We start from the raw sequence: 14,978 nt of genomic DNA, 5'->3' as shown, positions 1-14,978 counted from the left end.
AGGTGGAGGCGGTCGATCTCGACGTCCGGTGCCGGGGTGGCGGTTGCCGCCCAGGCCGCGAAGGCGTCCCAATTGTCGTAGAGGCTCTGCGGGGCCGGGCCGAAGCGTCCGGCGGACGCCGTCTCGATATCTGCGGCCTTGTCGTCGGAGACGACGAGCACGGCCCGTCCCGCGTGGTTGGCGATGCGCATCAGATCTCTCCGCCGATCAGCCCCAGCAGGAGCTTCTCGAAGGTCTCGGGGTGCTCGATCTGGGTCCAGTGGCCGCACCGGCCGATGACGTACAGGTCGGCGTTGGGGAGCTTGTCGGCGAAGTACTTGCTCGCGTCCACCGGGATGATCCGGTCTTCGCGCCCGTGCACGCACAGCACGTCGTGGGTGATGCCCGCGAGGTCCTCGGGTGTGAAGAAGCGGCGCGTCCCGTTCGGGTCGAACGACGCCTCGTGGGAGCGGCGGACGTCCTCCCGGGTCACGTACGCCATCCGCTCGGCCACGACGCGGTCGATGGTGCCGCGCATGGGCTCCAGGTCGTACACGAACTCGGTGAGCAGCCCCTTGAGGGACTCCGCGCTCGGGCTCGCGTAGAACTCGCGGAGGTGCTTCAGGCCGGGGCTGACCGGCATGTCCGGCGCGCCGCCGCTGCCCATCAGCAGGATCTTGCCGACCAGCTCGGGCCGGGCCAGCGTCATCAGGAGGGCGAGCTGGCCGCCCATCGAGTTGCCGACCAGGTGCACCTTCTCCAGGCCCAGCTCGTCCGCGAGCGCCAGCAGCGCCTCGGCGCGCAGCTCGTTGAACGGGCCCATGCCGCGCGGTGCGTCGAGCGGGTGCGAGGAGTCGCCGAAGCCGATCTGGTCGGGGGCGAGGCACCAGAACCGGTCGCCGAGGTCGGCGATGATCCGCTCCCAGTTGGACAGCCCGGTCGCGCCGGGCCCGGAGCCGTGCAGGAACAGCACGGCCTCGGGCCCGCGCTCGCCGGTCTCGTGCAGCCGGAACGTCAGCTCCCCGTCCCGAACCTTGACGGCGACGTCAGAAGAGGTGATCACAGGTGCACCGCCGCGAGCTTCTCGGCGCCGAGGTGGCGGCCGCCCCACGCCTTGGCGAGCGGGTCGTCGAACAGGAACGCGTGGCTGCCGGCGGCGACCGCGTCCTGGAACTTCCTCTGCAGCGGGTGGTCGAGGAACGCGGAGCGGCCCGACGAGACCCGCATCAGCGCCTGGACGGTGTCGAGCGCCGCGTTCGCCGACCGGGCGACGTCCCACCGCCAGAACGCGCGCTGCTCCAGCGACGGGACCTCGGCGCGCTCGGCGGCCTCCATCAGCTCCGACGCGGTCCGCTTCACCTTGAGGACGGCGGCGTCGAGCTGCCAAGCGGCCTCGGCGAGGTGGTTCTGCACGACGGGCTCCTCGCGGAGCAGCTGGCCGTAGTTGGTGCGGCGGCCCCGCGTCTCGGTGACCCACTGGTCGTAGAAGCCGAGGCAGGCGCCGAGCGCCCCCGCCGCGATGATCAGGTTGAAGGTGACCGCCCACGGCGTCCGGTACAGCGGGGCGTCGTTGCGCTCCTGGCCGGGCAGCGGGATGCCGAGGCCGTGCGTGTAGTAGACGTGCGACTGGCCGCGGTGCTCGGGGACGAAGACGCCGTCCACCACGATGTCGTCGGAGCCGGTGCCGCGCAGGCCCGCGACGTTCCAGGTCTCCTCGATGCGGTAGTCGCCCTCGTCGAGGATGACGGAGACGAAGTCGGGGTACTCGGTGCCGTTCACCTCGCGGGTCCCGGCGATGCCGCCGAGGATGACGCCGGAGCAGATGCCGCTGCCGGAGGAGAAGCTCCACCGGCCCGACACCCGGTACCCGCCCGGCACCTTCTCGATCTTGCCGGTGGGGGTGTAGGACGACGCGATCCGGCGCGCCGGGTCGGCGCCCCAGACCTCCTCCTGCGTCTCCTCGGGGAAGAGGGCGATCTGCCACGGGTGCACGCCGACGACGGACGCGACCCAGCCGGCGGACGCCGACGCCCGGCCGATCTCGATCACCGTCTCGGCGTACTCGGCGAGGTGGGCCTCGCCGCCGCCCCAGCGGGCGGGCTGGAGCGCGCGCAGCACCCCGATCCCGTCGAGCGCCGCGACGGCCTCGGGGGTGAGGCGGCGCTGCTCGGCGCTCGGCGCGTCCGCGGCGGCGAGCGCGTCCGCCGCCGCCCGCGCCTTCTCGATCATGCTCATAGTGGTGTTCCGTCCTGGGATGTCATGTCAGAGACCGGCGCCGACGAAGGTCCGCACGATCGCCTGGAAGCGTGCGGCCTGCTCGATCTGGGTCCAGTGGCCGCACTTGTCGATGACGTAGAGGTCCGCCTGGGGCAGGTGGTCGGCCAGGTAGTAGCTGCACTCGATCGGCACGATGACGTCCTGGCGGCCGTGCACGACCAGGGTCGGCTTGTCGATCTTCGCGAGGTCCTCGGGCGTGAAGGCGAGCATCTCGGGGCCGAACATGGCCCGGTGCCCCGCCTCGATCCAGGGCCGCCGCACCATCGGCATCCGCTCGGCCGCGACCTTCTCGACCGTGTCGCCGAACGCGCTCTTGTCGTGGACGAACTGGATCAGCAGGTCCGCCATCGCCTCGACGGTCGGGTCGTCGAAGTAGGTGATCAGCTTGATCAGCTCGGGGGTCGGCTCCAGGCCCGGCATGCCGCCGGAGCCCATCAGCACGATCCCGGAGACCAGGTCGGGCCGGAGCTGGGCGATGCGCAGCGAGTACATGCCGCCCATCGAGTTGCCGACGAGCACGACCTTCTCCAGGCCGAGCGCGTCCACCAGCTGGAACAGTGCGTCGATGCGGACCTCGGCCTGCGCCGTGAAGCCCTGCGGCTGCGGGTCCGGGTAGCTGGAGTCGCCGAAGCCGAGGATGTCGGGCGCGACGCAGTGGTAGGTGTCGCCGAGCCCCTCGATGACCTCCCGCCAGTTCGACGCGGCGGTCACGCCCGGCCCGGAGCCGTGCAGGAACAGCAGCGCGGGCGCGCCCGGCGTGCCGGTCTGGTTGACGCGCAGGTGCCGGCCGCCGCCGATCGCGACGTCCTCGACGCGGATCGCGGCGGTCATGCGCCCGTCCCTTCGACCATGCGGAAGATCCCGGGCGGGCCGTCCAGGTACGCCTGGGAGCGGTGGTGGCCCCAGATGGACGGCAGGTCGTGGTTGCCCGCGACCCAGGTGAGGTCGTCCACGGTGATCCCGCCGTGCCCGTACTCGATCTGCATCGAGGACGGCGTCTGCACGTAGATGGACGTCATCAGGTCGTTGGTGTGCCGCCCGAGCGACAGCAGGATCTCCCGCTCCGGGTCGGCGGTGAACAGGTCGATCGCGGTGCCGAGGTCGTCGAACGACTCGACCTCCAGCATCAGGTGGTTGATGCCGGTCATGCCGGGGATCTCGGCGACCGCGAGGGAGTGGTGGCGGCCGTTGCAGTGGTAGAAGCGCAGGTTGAAGATGTCGCTCTTCACCCGGTCCGACAGCCGGAAGCCGAGCGTGTCGGCGTAGAACGCGTCGGCCTTCGCCAGGTCGGGGACGATCAGCACGATGTGCCCGAGGCCGAGGTCCCCGGTGACGAACCGGCCGCGCATGGGGCGTCCGGGGAAGAACGAGTTCGGCTGGGAGAACTGGCCCCACAGCAGCTCGTGCCGGTTGCCGAACGGGTCGGTGAACCAGTACAGCTCGGCGACCTGCCGCTCCTCGACCTCGCCGGCGCCGCCGTCGTGCACCTCGACGCCCTTGCCGCGCAGCTCGGCGACGTACGCGCGGAGCTCGGTCTCGTTGCCGCAGTCCCACCCGGCGTAGCGGAACTCGTCCTGCTCCGCGGGGTGGACGGCGATGCGGTAGCCCTTGTCGTCGACCTTGACCCGGACGGCGCCGTCCGGGCCGTCCCCGGCGACGACCGCGCCGAGCAGCCGGGTGGCGTAGTCCCGCCACTCCTCCGCCTTCGGCGACGCGATCCCCAGGTAGGCGAGTTGCGAAATCACAGCATGACCTCCGGTGCGGACGAGTCGAGGAGGGCGGCGCCGTAGTACTGGCCGACGCCGTCGGAGACGAGGAACGCGTGGCCGAGTTCGGCGATGACGTCCTGGTAGAGGCGGTGCAGCGGGTGGTCGACGAAGACCGTGCGGCCGGAGGCGACCCGCATCAGCTTGTTGATCGCGAAGCCGGTCTCCTGGCAGCCCTTGGTGATGTTCCAGCGCAGCCGGGCCCGCTGCCGCTTCTCCAGGTACACGCCGGCCTCGGCGGCCTCGGTGATCGTGTCGATCGCGTCGTACATCTTCATGACGGCCGCGTCGTGCACCCATTCGGCCTCGGCCAGGTGCATCTGCATCAGCGGGTCGTCGGCGTAGGTGCCGCCCCAGTTCGCCTTGCGGACGGCGGTGTCGGACGTCCAGTCGTCCAGGACGCGGCGGGCGAGGCCGAGCATCGGCGCGACGAGGACGAGGTTGAACATGACCGCCCACGGCACCTTGTAGAGCGCGGAGGGGTTGGTCTCCATGCCGGGCGCGGGACGGTCGGGGTTGTACTCGTAGAGCGGGCTGGACAGGAAGCGCCGCGCGGGGATGAAGGCGTCGGCGACGACGATGTCCTTGCTGCCGGTGCCGCGCGAGCCGCCGACGTGCCAGGTGTCCTCGATGGCGTACTGGTCGCGGTGCAGCAGCGCGGACCCGTAGTTCGGCACCTCGACGCCCGGCGCGACCTCGACCTTCCCGGCGAACCCGCCGAGGATGACGCCCTGCGCGTGGTCGCAGCCGGAGGAGAACGACCAGCGGCCGGAGACGCGGTAGCCGCCGTCGACCGGCTCGATCTTGCCGGTGGGGGCGTAGGACGAGGAGGCGTTCCAGTCGGGGTCGGACTCCCAGACCTCGGCCTGCGTCTCCTCGGGGAAGAGGGCGATCTGCCACGGGTGCGAGCCCATGACGCCGGCGACCCAGCCCGCCGAGGGCGCGATCCGGCCGAGCTCGTAGACGCTCGTGAGGTGCTCGCGGAGGGACAGTTCGGCGCCGCCCCAGCGCTTGGGCTGGAGGCCGCGCATGAGGCCGGTCTCCTGCATGTGCGTGAAGGCGCGGCCGGTCAGCGAACGCTGCGCGGCCGACAGGTCCTCCTCGGCGCGAAACTCCGGCTCCAGCCGGCGGACCTCGTCCAGGACGGTCATCGGCGTCAGTTCCTTCGGTAGGGGAGAGCGCGGGGGGATGGCGTGACCCGCATCTCTGTAACACTCACTACACGGAACCGTAGAACGCTTACTCCGGGGAAGGCAAGTGTCCCGGCGTAGATCTCCAAGTCTGGGCCGAGTTGCGTTCTCCGGGTGACTGGTGTCACGGTTAAGCTCTGTAGTAATCACTACATGGAGGAGTTCCCGTGCCGCACACCCCGCCCTGGGAGCCGGGCCTGCTGTCGTCGCTGACCGGTGTCGGGCCCGGCCCGACCGCGCGCGGCAAGCGGGCCGCGCTGCGCGCCGCGCTGGCCGCCGCCACGCCCGCCGCGCCGGGTGCGGCGATCGAGCCGCTGGTGCTGCCCGGCGCGACCGACGCGCTCGGCGCCCGGCTCGTCGAGGAGGCCGGATTCGCCGCCGTCTACGCGACCGGCGCCGGGCTCGCCAACGCCGGGTACGGGCTCCCCGACATCGGGCTCGTCTCGCAGGCCGAGGTCGCCGACCACGCCGGGCGGCTCGCGGAGGCCGTCCGCGTCCCGCTGATCTGCGACGCCGACACCGGCTACGGGGGGCCGCTGTCGGCGATGCGGACCGTCCGGCTGCTGGAGCGCGCCGGGGTCGCGGGCCTCCAGCTGGAGGACCAGGAGATGCCCAAGCGGTGCGGCCACTTCGACGCGCACACGCTGATCCCGTCCGGGCACATGCAGACCAAGATCGCGGCGGCGTGCGAGGCGCGGGAGGACGACGGGCTCGTCATCATCGCCCGGACGGACGCCCGCTCCGCGTACGGCATCGACGAGGCGATCGAGCGGGGCCGCGCCTACGCCGAGGCGGGCGCGGACGCGCTGTTCGTCGAGGCGCCCCGGACGGTCGAGGAGCTGGAGCTGGTCGGCCGCGAGCTGGCCGGAGTCCCGCTGCTCGTCAACGTCGTGGAGGGCGGCAAGACCCCGCAGCTGGACGTGGCCGAGTACGCCCGCCTGGGCTTCGGCGTCGTGCTGTTCGCCAACTACCTGATGCGCTCGATGCACCTCGCGGGCCGGGAGGCGCTCGCGCACCTGCGGGAGCACGGCGAGACCGCGTCCCGGGCCGACCGGATGGCCACCTGGTCGCAGCGGCAGGAGCTGTTCAACCTTCCGGCGTTCAGCGCCGCCGAGAGCGCGCTCGACCGGGAGTACGGGAGCTTCGAGTGAGCGCCCTTCCCGGCCTGCCGGTCGAGACCGGTGCGCCGCCCGAGCGGGTGGGCGTTCTCGTCCTCGGCGCGGGCCTCGCCGGGTGCGCCGCGCTGCTGGCCGCCGCCGAGGCCGGGCAGTACGCGCTGCTGCTGGAGAAGACCGGCGACATCGGCGGCTCCACGGTGAAGTCCGCGGGCCTGTCCGCCTTCGCCGGGACGGACGAGCAGGCCGAGCAGGGCATCGCCGACTCCGTCGACCTGCTCCGCAAGGACCTCCTCGACGTCGGCAGGCACCGCAACGACCCGGCGCTCGTGGACCTGTACTGCGAGCACCAGCTGGAGACGTACCGCTGGCTGAAGGGGCACGGCGTCCGGTACGGCGAGATCCATGCCGCGTCGGGGCAGTCGGTGCCGCGCAGCCACCCGTCCGACACCACCCGGATGCTGGAGCGGCTGCTCAAGGCGGCCGGCGAGCTGGGCGCGCGGATCATGCTCGACACCCCGGCCGACCGGCTGCTGCACGACGGCTCCCGGGTGACCGGCGTCCGGCTCGCCGGCGGCCGGGAGATCCTGGCGGACGCGGTCGTCCTCGCCACCGGCGGCTTCTCGATGAACCCGGACCTGCTCGCCACGTTCGCGCCGCAGATGGAGCACGCGCTGCGGCAGGGCGGCGCGGGCAACCAGGGCGACGGCCTGAAGATGGCGATGGCGCTCGGCGCCGGGGTACGCGACACCCCGTACATCAAGGGCACCTACGGGCATTTCCACGTCGAGCATCCGGACGAGGACGGCACCGGCATCCTCGCGGTCTACAAGGGCGCCATCGCCGTCAACCGCGAGGGCCGCCGGTTCGTGGACGAGTCGCGCAACTACAAGGAGATCGGCGACGCCGCGCTCGCCCAGCCCGGCGTGACGACCTGGCAGGTGTTCGACGCCCGGACGATGGCGCTCGCCAACGACGAGGTGCCGATCTACGAGTTCGCGGGCCGCGAGCGCGCCGGGATGCTGCTCACGGCCGACACGATCGCCGGGCTGGAGGCCGAGATCGGCCTTCCCGAGGGCTCGTTGCAGCGGACCGTCGCCGAGTACAACGCGGCGATCGAGTCCGGCGGCCCCGACCCGCTCGGCCGGGCCCACCTGTCGGGCGGGGTCGGCGCGCCGACGCCCCTCGACCGGCCGCCGTTCTACGCGCACCCGTCCGGGACGGTCGTCCTCGCGACGTACTGCGGGCTGACCGTCGACACCCGCATGCGGGTCCTCGACTGGTGGGGCGAGCCGATCGAGCGCCTCTACGCGGCGGGCGAGATCACCGGCGGCTTCCACGGTGCCGGCTACATGACCGGCACCTCCATCGGCAAGGCGGGCGTGTTCGGCCGGATCGCCGGCCGGGGCGCCGCGAGCGAGGAGAGTGAGATCGAGTGGTGACGCCGTCCTTCGACCTGACCGGCCAGGTCGCCCTGGTGGTCGGTGCCGCCGCCGGCGGCCTCGGGGAGCGCGCGGCGCGGGCGCTCGCGGACGCGGGCGCGACGGTCGCCGTCGCCGACCTCGCGTCGCGGGCCGGCGACCTCGCCGAGACGGCGCGGGCCTGCGGCGCCGCGACAACGCACGAGGTGGACGTCACCGGCGAGGCGTCCGTCGCCGCCCTCATCGACGCCGTCACCGGCGGGCACGGCGGGCTCGACGTCGTGGTGAACGCCGCGGGCGTCATGCTGCGCAAGCCCTACGACGAGACGTCGGTCGAGGAGTTCGAACGGGTCGTCCGGGTCAACCTCACCGGCACCTGGCTGGTCGGACGCGAGGCCGGCAAGGCCCTCACCCGGCAGGGGCGCGGCGGACGCATCGTCAACCTCACGACCGTCTACGCCGAACGCGTCGGGCCCGTCCCGGAGTCGGCGTACTACTCGTCCAAGGCGGGCGTCGTGAACGTGACCCGGGCGCTGGCCGCCGAACTCGGCCCGCACGGCGTCAACGTCAACTGCCTCGCCCCCGGCGTCTTCTACCCCACCCAGATGACGGCCCCGCTCGGCGACGACCCCGACCGGCTCCGCTGGTTCGGCGAGCGCACGATGCTCGGCCGCCTCGGCGACCCCGCCACCGACTTCGCCGGACCCCTGCTCCTGCTCGCGAGCCCCGCCGCCGGGTACATGACCGGCCAGGTCGTGTACGTCGACGGCGGCTGGTCCGCCTGGTAGCCCGAAACCCTCTAAGGAGACCCGATGACCGCCGCCAAGAAGGCCCTGCTCATGCTCGACTACCAGGTCGCGCTGTGCGAGGAGGGGCCGCACCTGCGGATGCCGCCGCTCGCCGCGCAGATCGCCGAGCGCGGCGTGCTCGCGACCGCCGAGCGCGTGCTGGCCGCCGCCCGCGCCGCCGGGACGCTCGTCGTCCACGTGCGGCTCGCGTTCGACCCGTCCTACAGGCTGCGCACCAACCGGCTCCCGCGCTTCGACCCCTACGAGGAGCAGCGCGCGATGCTCGCCGGCTCGCCGGAGGCGCAGATCGTCAAGGCGCTCGCGCCGGTCGCGGGGGAGCCCGTGGTCGACAAGGGCTGCGTGGACCCGTTCGTCGGGACGGCGCTGCGCGACGTCCTCGCCGCCGAAGGGGTCACCGAGGTCGTCCTCGGCGGCGTCGCGACGAACCTGGTCGTGGAGTCGGCGGCGCGGCACGCCTCCGACTCCGGCCTCCAGGTGACGGTCGTCGAGGACATGTGCGCCTCGTTCCGCCCCGACTTCCACGAGTTCTCGGTGACGAACATGCTGCCGCTGTTCGGCACCGTGACCACCTCCGCCGAGCTGCGGTTCTGAAGGGACGCGGCATGACCGAACCAACCCACCGGTACGACGTCGTCGTGGTCGGCGGCGGCGTCGCCGGGCTGTCGGCGGCCGTCGCGGCGGCCGAGGCCGGCGCCCGCGTCGCGGTCCTCGAACGCTCCACGGAGGCCGAGACCGGCGGCAACACCCGCCACACCGAGGCGTTCCTGCGCATGAAGTCGCCGGACGAGGTCGCCGACGGCTTCGAGGACGCCCTCGTGGACGACTTCATGGGCCACCCGGACCCGTCCATCGTCAACGACGCGGCGCTCCCGGCGCGGCGGCAGAGCCCGCTCTACCGCGCCACCCACACCGTCGACCCCGACTACGTCGCGACGCTCGCGGAGCAGGCGCCGCCGACGCTGCGCTGGATGTCCGGCCACGGCGTCCGGTTCGACTTCATGCCGACGCCGTTCCTCACGCAATCGACGACCCGGATGGCGCCTGTCGGCGGCGGCCTCGCGATCGTGGAGACGATGGGCAAGGCGGCGCGCGACCTCGGCGTGGAGTTCCACTTCGAGACCACGGCCCGCCGGCTCGTCCCCGCCGGGGACGGCGTCGGCGGCGTGTTCGCGCACACCCCGTCCGGCCCGGCCGTGTTCGCGGGGGCGGTCGTCCTCGCCAGCGGCGGCTACCAGGGCAACTTCGAGCTGATGGCCCGCTACCACGGCGAGCGGGCGCTGACCTGCCGCCCGGTCGCCAAGGGCGGCAACTACAACAAGGGCGAGGGGCTGGAGATGGCGCTGGCGCTCGGCGCCGCCACCGCCGGGAACTTCGCGCTGTTCCACGCCGAGCCCGTCGACCCGCGCAGCGGCGAGCCGGAGGCGGCGATCTTCTGCTTCCCCTACGGCGTGCTGGTCAACCGGGAGGGGCGGCGGTTCGCGGACGAGGCGCGCGGCACCGTGGACGCCTGGTACGAGCGGACGACTCGCGCCATCCAGGCCCAGACCGAGGGGATCGCCTGGGTGATCCTCGACCAGCGCGGGCTGGGCGTCCCGAACCTGATGGCGGGTGTCCGCACCGACGTCCCGCCCGTCACCGCCGACACGATCGGGGAGCTGGCGCGGCGGCTGGAGCTGCCGGTCGCGGAGCTGGAGGCGACCATCGCCGCCTACAACGCGGCCTGCCCGCCCTCGGACGGGTTCGACCACACGCAGCCGGACGGCCTGGCGACGGACGGGCTCACTCCGCCGAAGTCGAACTGGGCGCGGCCCATCGCGGACGGGCCGTTCGCCGCCTACCCGATCATGGCGGCGAACGTGTTCAGCTTCGGCGGGCTCAAGACCACGTCCGCCGCCGAGGTCGTCGACCGCGACGGCCGTCCCATGCCCGGCCTGTACGCGGCGGGGGAGCTGACCGGGCTGTACTACTCCAACTACACCGGCTCCACGTCCGTGCTGCGCGGCGCGACGTTCGGCCGGATCGCGGGCGCCAACGCCGCGGCCCGCGCGGCAGGGGCGTGACCATGCGGATCTGGCACCAGTCGTTCACCGTCCTGGACGACGTCCCGCACTACCGGGACGCGCTGGCCCGCCACCTGCGGTCGCAGGCGGCGCCCGGCACCGAGATCGACTTCCACGGGATGAAGCCGGGCACGTACCCGTCCGACTATCCGGGGACGCACATCGGCTACGCCTACCTCGCGGGGCTGCACCGGGAGCAGTTCGCGCACGCGGCGCTCCGCGCGCAGGACGAGGGCTACGACGCGTTCCTCATCGCGACGATCCCCGACACCGCCTACGAGGAGGTCCGGACGCTGGTCGACATCCCCGTCATCGCGTTCGGGCAGACGTCGGTGCTGATGGCGGGCGCGCTCGGCGACCGCGTCGGGATCGTCAACTTCATCGGCGCCCTCGAACCGCAGCTGCGCCGCAACATGCGCAACTACCGGCTGGATCAGCTCGTCGGCCCGATCGTGCAGGTCGGGGCGGAGTTCACCGACGTGATGGCCGCGTACGCCGACCCGGCGCCGCTGCTGGACGCGTTCACCCGGGCCGCCCGCGAGGCGATCGCGGACGGCGCGAACGTCATCGTCCCCGGCGAGGGGCCGCTCAACGTGTTCCTCGCCGACCAGGGCCTCTCGCGGGTGGACGACGTGCCGGTGCTCGACTCGCTCGGCACGTGCGTGCGCGTCGCGGAACTGCGCGCCGCGCAGTTCCGCGCGACCGGGCTCGCCCCGGCGCGCACCGGGTTCTACGGGGCCCGGCCGCCGCGGCCGCTGGTCGACGCCGCGCGCGACTTCTACGGCACGAACGGGACCCTGGCGTGACCGGCTGGGACGCCGAGGTCGACGTCGCCATCGCGGGCGGCGGCGCCTGCGGCGTGATGACCGCGCTCCGCGCGGCGCGCGACCCCGGCCTGGTCGTCGCCGTGTTCGAGAAGTCGACGCGCGAGGGGTGCAACGCCGCGATCTCCTCGGGCTCCCTCGCGGCGGGCGGCACCCGCTGGCAGGCCGCCGCCGGCGTGGACGACTCGCCGGAACGGCACGCCGACGACATCCTGCGCGCCAGCGGCGACGAGGAATGGCGCCCGGTCGTGGAGGCGCTGTGCGCGGCGGCGCCGGAGTTCGTGGAGTGGATCGCGGACACCGGCCACCCCGTCGAACTCGGCCTCGACATGCCGCGCGCCGGCATGACGGCCCGGCGGCTGCACACCGACACCGGGCGGCTGGGCGGCGGGCGGCTCATGCGCCACCTGCGCGGCCTCCTCGAAGGCCACGACAACGTCGCGTTCGTGGACGAGGCGCCCGTCGTCGACCTCGTGTCGGACGGCGGCCAGGTCACCGGCGTCGTCGTCTCGCAGAACGGGTCACTGCAACGCGTCCGGGCCGGAACCGTCGTCCTGGCCACAGACGGGTTCGCCGGGAACCAGGCGCTGGTCAAGGAGCACATGCCCCACCTGGGGACGCCGTTCTACGGCGGCGTCTCCACCTCGACCGGCGACGCGCTCGGCTGGGCGCGGCGGCTCGGCGCGCGGGTGCGGAACATGGGCGCCGGGCTGCGCTCCGGGCTCGTCGTCGTGGACCACGGCACGCGGGTGTCCCCGGCGCTCCCGTTCAACGGCGCGGTGCTGGTCAACCTCGACGGCGAGCGCTTCGTGGACGAGGAGTCCAAGGGCTACTCGTCCATGGCCGGGATCCTCCAGGGCCAGCCGGGCGAGCGCGCCGCGATGGTCTGGGACGCGACCGCGATGGCCGCCACCCGCGAGTCGGAGATGATGCGCGAATGCCTCGCCGCGGGGGCCGTCCACGACCGTCCCGTCATCGAGGACCTGGCGGCGTCGCTCGGCCGGACGGTCGAGGAGACCGAGCGCGCCCTGGCCCCGCTGCCGGGACGCCGCCGCCTCACCGCGCCCTACCACCTCGCCTGGGTCACCCACGGGCTGCTCGCCACCCAGGGCGGGCTCGTGATCGACCCGTCAGGGCGCGTCCTCGACGGCGCCGGCGCGCCGGTGCCCGGCCTGTACGCGGGCGGTGGAACCGCCTGCGGACTGGCCGGGCCGCACTCCGACGGCTACCTGTCCGGCAACGGGCTGCTGTCCGCCTTCGGCATGGGCTGGATCATCGGCAACGGGCTCGCTCAGCGGAGGTAGACCAGGCCGTCGATCCCGACCGTCGGGCGCCCGGACGTGCCCGCGACGACGATCTTGATGGTGTGCTTGCCGCTGGTGCTCCACGAGCGCGTCCACGTGAGCTGCCGGTAGAGGGTGGACGACGAGCGGGTGTCCACCGTGGCGACCTTGACGCCGTCCGCGTAGACGTACACGGCGCCGAGGTTGGACGCCCGCTTGAAGATCAGGCCCGCGGTGCGGCCGGTGAACGTCCAGCTCGCGCTGGCGCCCCGGGAGCTGCTGTAGAGGCCGCGCCCGCCCAGGTAGTACTTGGTGGTCGTGGTCTTCCAGGTGCCGGTGCGGCGCGCGGCGCCCTCGTTGTAGTAGCCGGTGTAGCGGCTGAGGGCGGCGGTGCCGGTGTTGCCCGCGGCGTCCCCGGCGGTCAGCGACCACGACTGCGTCGCCCCCGCCTTCGAGGTCGCGGCCCAGCTCATCGTGGTCGTGGAGAACGTCTTCGCGGACGGCGACGTGGCCTTCAGCGAGCTGAGCAGCGCGTTGTCGGTGGCCTTCCAGGACAGCGTGACGGGGACCGCGGTGCCGTTGATCGTCGACTTGCGCAGCGCCAGCGCCATGGACGAGACGACCGGCCGGGTCGTGTCCGCGACGACCGTGAAGACGGGCGAGGCGGAGGCGGTGCCGTCGGCGAAGGCGGCGTGCAGCTGGACGCTGTGCGTGCCCGGCGCGAGCGTGACCGTCGCCGACGACGCCCCGGCGGCGGGCTTCGCCACCGTCGCCCCGTCCACGCTGACGGTGTAGGCGGCGCCTTCGGCCGGCGTCCAGTTCAGGGTGGCCGTGCTCTTGGTGTAGTAGCGGCCCCCGGCGGCCTTGGCGCCGGACACGGTGGCGGTCAGGGCCGGGACCGTGACCTGCTTCGCGGCCGTCCGGATCGCGGGGAGCTTGGCGTAGAGCTGCTCGCCGGGGCACGCGGTCGCGAACCCGTCGCGGTGACCGGAGATCGTGTTGAACTCGACCTTCTGCCCGAACGGGTACTTGCCGCCCGACCCGTCCGGGGCGGCCGAGGTCAGGATCGTCTTCGCGGTGGGGTCGACACCGGTCAGCCCGAGCTTCCACGCGGCGGTCTTGGCGACGCCGTCGAGGGCCGCCGCGGCCGGCGCGGTGCCGGGCGTGGTCGGGTCGTTGGCCGCGGTGTGGGTGCCGAGGACGGCGATCCCGGTGGTGTCTGTGTTGAACCCGTAGGTGTGGGCGCCGTGCACGGGACGCTCGACGCCCCCGGCCCGTCCCTCGAAGATCGTGCCGCACTTGTCGACCAGGAAGTTGTAGCCGATGTCGTCCCAGCCCTGGCTCTTCACGTGGTACAGGAACACCGACCTGATCACCGAGGCCGACTCGGCGCACGTGTAGTCGTTGCCCGTGTCGGTGTGGTGGACGAACACCGCCTTGACCGACGTGTCGTAGGTCGGCGGGTTCCGGACGATGGACTCGTCCGCGCCCCACCCGGCGCGCGCCACGATCGCCGGCTTCGGCGCCGTGACGGGTGCGGCGGCGGGCGCGTTGAGGGGCGTGGTGGCCGCGACCAGCTTCATGCCCGTGCCCGCGTCCGGCCCGGCGGCGCGCGGCGTGGGCGCGCCCGGGGACTGCGCCGTCCGGGCGCCCGGGTCGACCAGGTCGACGCGCAGGCCCTCGGGGAGGGTGCGGCCCTGCCCGGCCACGCGCACCTCGACGCCGTTGGACGGCCCGACCCACAGCCCGTTCGTGCCGCCGCGCCCGTCCTGCCCCCGGTCGGGGGCGTCGGCGAGCTCCGGCTCCAGCACCTGCCAGCCCGACCACTTCCCGGTGGCGGCGTCGCGCGTGCGGACCCGGACCGTCCCGCGCAGCTCCTCGCGCGGCTTGTCCCAGGTGACGCCGACGAGGCTGAACGGCTCCGTCGTCGCGGCGGGCAGCCCCGCCGTCTTCCCGCCGCGGGCGGTGGCGGCGCCGGCCATGTCCTGGAGGCCGCGCGCGTGGACGCGTCCGGCGCCCGGCCCCTTGGCCGCGGCCGCCGTCGCCGCGGTCGGCTCCGGGGTCGAGTTCGCGGTGACCGTCCAGGTCACCGTGCCGGCCACCGCCACGGCGGCCGCCGACGCGCCGATGATCGTCCGCTTGAGCATGCTTCTCCGTTCACGGCCGAGCCGGGGAGGTGAGGGTCGCGCCATGATCAGAGAGCGCTGCGACCGCGGTTAGTGTCACACATTTCTGAAGATTTCCTGAAAGTGGA

The 14,978-nt window shown here is 73.1% G+C and carries 13 protein-coding genes and 1 pseudogene; 7 read left to right on the top strand and 7 right to left on the bottom strand.

Annotated elements, in window-relative coordinates; genetic code table 11:
* The 6 genes and pseudogenes from ETD96_RS11700 to ETD96_RS11675 form a co-directional block, all read right to left on the bottom strand.
* A pseudogene (locus tag ETD96_RS11700) lies at positions 1-191 on the bottom strand (fumarylacetoacetate hydrolase family protein); the annotation flags it as partial.
* Complete coding sequence (locus tag ETD96_RS11695) at positions 191-1,042, bottom strand: alpha/beta fold hydrolase (RefSeq protein ID WP_171068976.1); 852 nt, start codon at positions 1,040-1,042, stop codon at positions 191-193. The gene ETD96_RS11695 and the pseudogene ETD96_RS11700, both read right to left, overlap by 1 nt.
* Positions 1,039-2,214 (bottom strand): acyl-CoA dehydrogenase family protein, encoded by a 1,176-nt coding sequence (locus ETD96_RS11690; protein ID WP_138636334.1) that lies wholly within the window; start codon positions 2,212-2,214, stop codon positions 1,039-1,041. The genes ETD96_RS11695 and ETD96_RS11690 overlap by 4 nt, the downstream gene beginning before the upstream one ends.
* Positions 2,215-2,241: 27 nt before the next feature.
* Positions 2,242-3,087 (bottom strand): alpha/beta fold hydrolase, encoded by an 846-nt coding sequence (locus ETD96_RS11685; protein ID WP_138636333.1) that lies wholly within the window; start codon positions 3,085-3,087, stop codon positions 2,242-2,244.
* A complete protein-coding gene (locus ETD96_RS11680; protein WP_138636332.1) occupies positions 3,084-4,001 on the bottom strand; it encodes a VOC family protein in 918 nt (305 codons plus the stop codon). Before ETD96_RS11680 ends, ETD96_RS11685 begins: the two co-directional genes overlap by 4 nt.
* The gene (locus ETD96_RS11675; protein WP_138636331.1) at positions 3,998-5,173 is read right to left on the bottom strand and encodes an acyl-CoA dehydrogenase family protein; all 1,176 of its coding nucleotides are present in this window, start codon (positions 5,171-5,173) and stop codon (positions 3,998-4,000) included. Before ETD96_RS11675 ends, ETD96_RS11680 begins: the two co-directional genes overlap by 4 nt.
* A gap of 206 nt (positions 5,174-5,379) precedes the next feature.
* On the opposite strand from ETD96_RS11675, the gene ETD96_RS11670 reads away from it, so the two are divergent.
* The 7 genes from ETD96_RS11670 to ETD96_RS11640 are packed head-to-tail and all read left to right on the top strand — an operon-like array spanning position 5,380 to position 12,745.
* Positions 5,380-6,363 (top strand): isocitrate lyase/PEP mutase family protein, encoded by a 984-nt coding sequence (locus tag ETD96_RS11670; protein ID WP_138636330.1) that lies wholly within the window; start codon positions 5,380-5,382, stop codon positions 6,361-6,363.
* Complete coding sequence (locus ETD96_RS11665; RefSeq protein WP_138636329.1) at positions 6,360-7,769, top strand: FAD-dependent oxidoreductase; 1,410 nt, start codon at positions 6,360-6,362, stop codon at positions 7,767-7,769. The genes ETD96_RS11670 and ETD96_RS11665 overlap by 4 nt, the downstream gene beginning before the upstream one ends.
* Positions 7,763-8,536 carry an SDR family NAD(P)-dependent oxidoreductase gene (locus tag ETD96_RS11660; RefSeq protein ID WP_138636328.1) on the top strand — a complete coding sequence of 258 codons (774 nt, stop codon included), beginning with the start codon at positions 7,763-7,765 and terminating at the stop codon, positions 8,534-8,536. Before ETD96_RS11665 ends, ETD96_RS11660 begins: the two co-directional genes overlap by 7 nt.
* A gap of 24 nt (positions 8,537-8,560) precedes the next feature.
* Positions 8,561-9,148, top strand: coding sequence for a cysteine hydrolase family protein (locus ETD96_RS11655; RefSeq protein WP_138636327.1), 588 nt, complete (start codon positions 8,561-8,563; stop codon positions 9,146-9,148).
* A gap of 11 nt (positions 9,149-9,159) precedes the next feature.
* Positions 9,160-10,617 carry an FAD-dependent oxidoreductase gene (locus tag ETD96_RS11650; protein ID WP_138636326.1) on the top strand — a complete coding sequence of 486 codons (1,458 nt, stop codon included), beginning with the start codon at positions 9,160-9,162 and terminating at the stop codon, positions 10,615-10,617.
* Between the two features lie 2 nt (positions 10,618-10,619).
* Entirely contained in the window at positions 10,620-11,423 is an 804-nt protein-coding gene (locus ETD96_RS11645) for an aspartate/glutamate racemase family protein (protein ID WP_138636325.1), read from the top strand.
* Positions 11,420-12,745 (top strand): FAD-dependent oxidoreductase, encoded by a 1,326-nt coding sequence (locus ETD96_RS11640; protein WP_205719218.1) that lies wholly within the window; start codon positions 11,420-11,422, stop codon positions 12,743-12,745. Before ETD96_RS11645 ends, ETD96_RS11640 begins: the two co-directional genes overlap by 4 nt.
* On the opposite strand, the gene ETD96_RS11635 is transcribed toward ETD96_RS11640, so the two are convergent.
* Entirely contained in the window at positions 12,733-14,871 is a 2,139-nt protein-coding gene (locus tag ETD96_RS11635; protein ID WP_138636324.1) for a peptidoglycan recognition protein family protein, read from the bottom strand. The genes ETD96_RS11640 and ETD96_RS11635 overlap by 13 nt on opposite strands.
* Positions 14,872-14,978 lie beyond the last annotated feature (107 nt).

The organism is Actinomadura geliboluensis, assembly GCF_005889745.1.
Classification (GTDB): domain Bacteria; phylum Actinomycetota; class Actinomycetes; order Streptosporangiales; family Streptosporangiaceae; genus Spirillospora; species Spirillospora geliboluensis.
This window is presented reverse-complemented; position numbering and strand designations above follow the sequence as displayed.

What these genes read in the sequence shown, in the direction of transcription:
- ETD96_RS11655 (WP_138636327.1), top strand. Translation starts at nt 8,561, where the DNA reads ATGACCGCCGCCAAGAAGGCCCTGCTCATGCTCGACTACCAGGTCGCG.
- ETD96_RS11645 (WP_138636325.1), top strand. Translation starts at nt 10,620, where the DNA reads ATGCGGATCTGGCACCAGTCGTTCACCGTCCTGGACGACGTCCCGCAC.
- ETD96_RS11635 (WP_138636324.1), bottom strand. Translation starts at nt 14,871, where the DNA reads ATGCTCAAGCGGACGATCATCGGCGCGTCGGCGGCCGCCGTGGCGGTG.
- ETD96_RS11690 (WP_138636334.1), bottom strand. Translation starts at nt 2,214, where the DNA reads ATGAGCATGATCGAGAAGGCGCGGGCGGCGGCGGACGCGCTCGCCGCC.
- ETD96_RS11675 (WP_138636331.1), bottom strand. Translation starts at nt 5,173, where the DNA reads ATGACCGTCCTGGACGAGGTCCGCCGGCTGGAGCCGGAGTTTCGCGCC.
- ETD96_RS11685 (WP_138636333.1), bottom strand. Translation starts at nt 3,087, where the DNA reads ATGACCGCCGCGATCCGCGTCGAGGACGTCGCGATCGGCGGCGGCCGG.
- ETD96_RS11650 (WP_138636326.1), top strand. Translation starts at nt 9,160, where the DNA reads ATGACCGAACCAACCCACCGGTACGACGTCGTCGTGGTCGGCGGCGGC.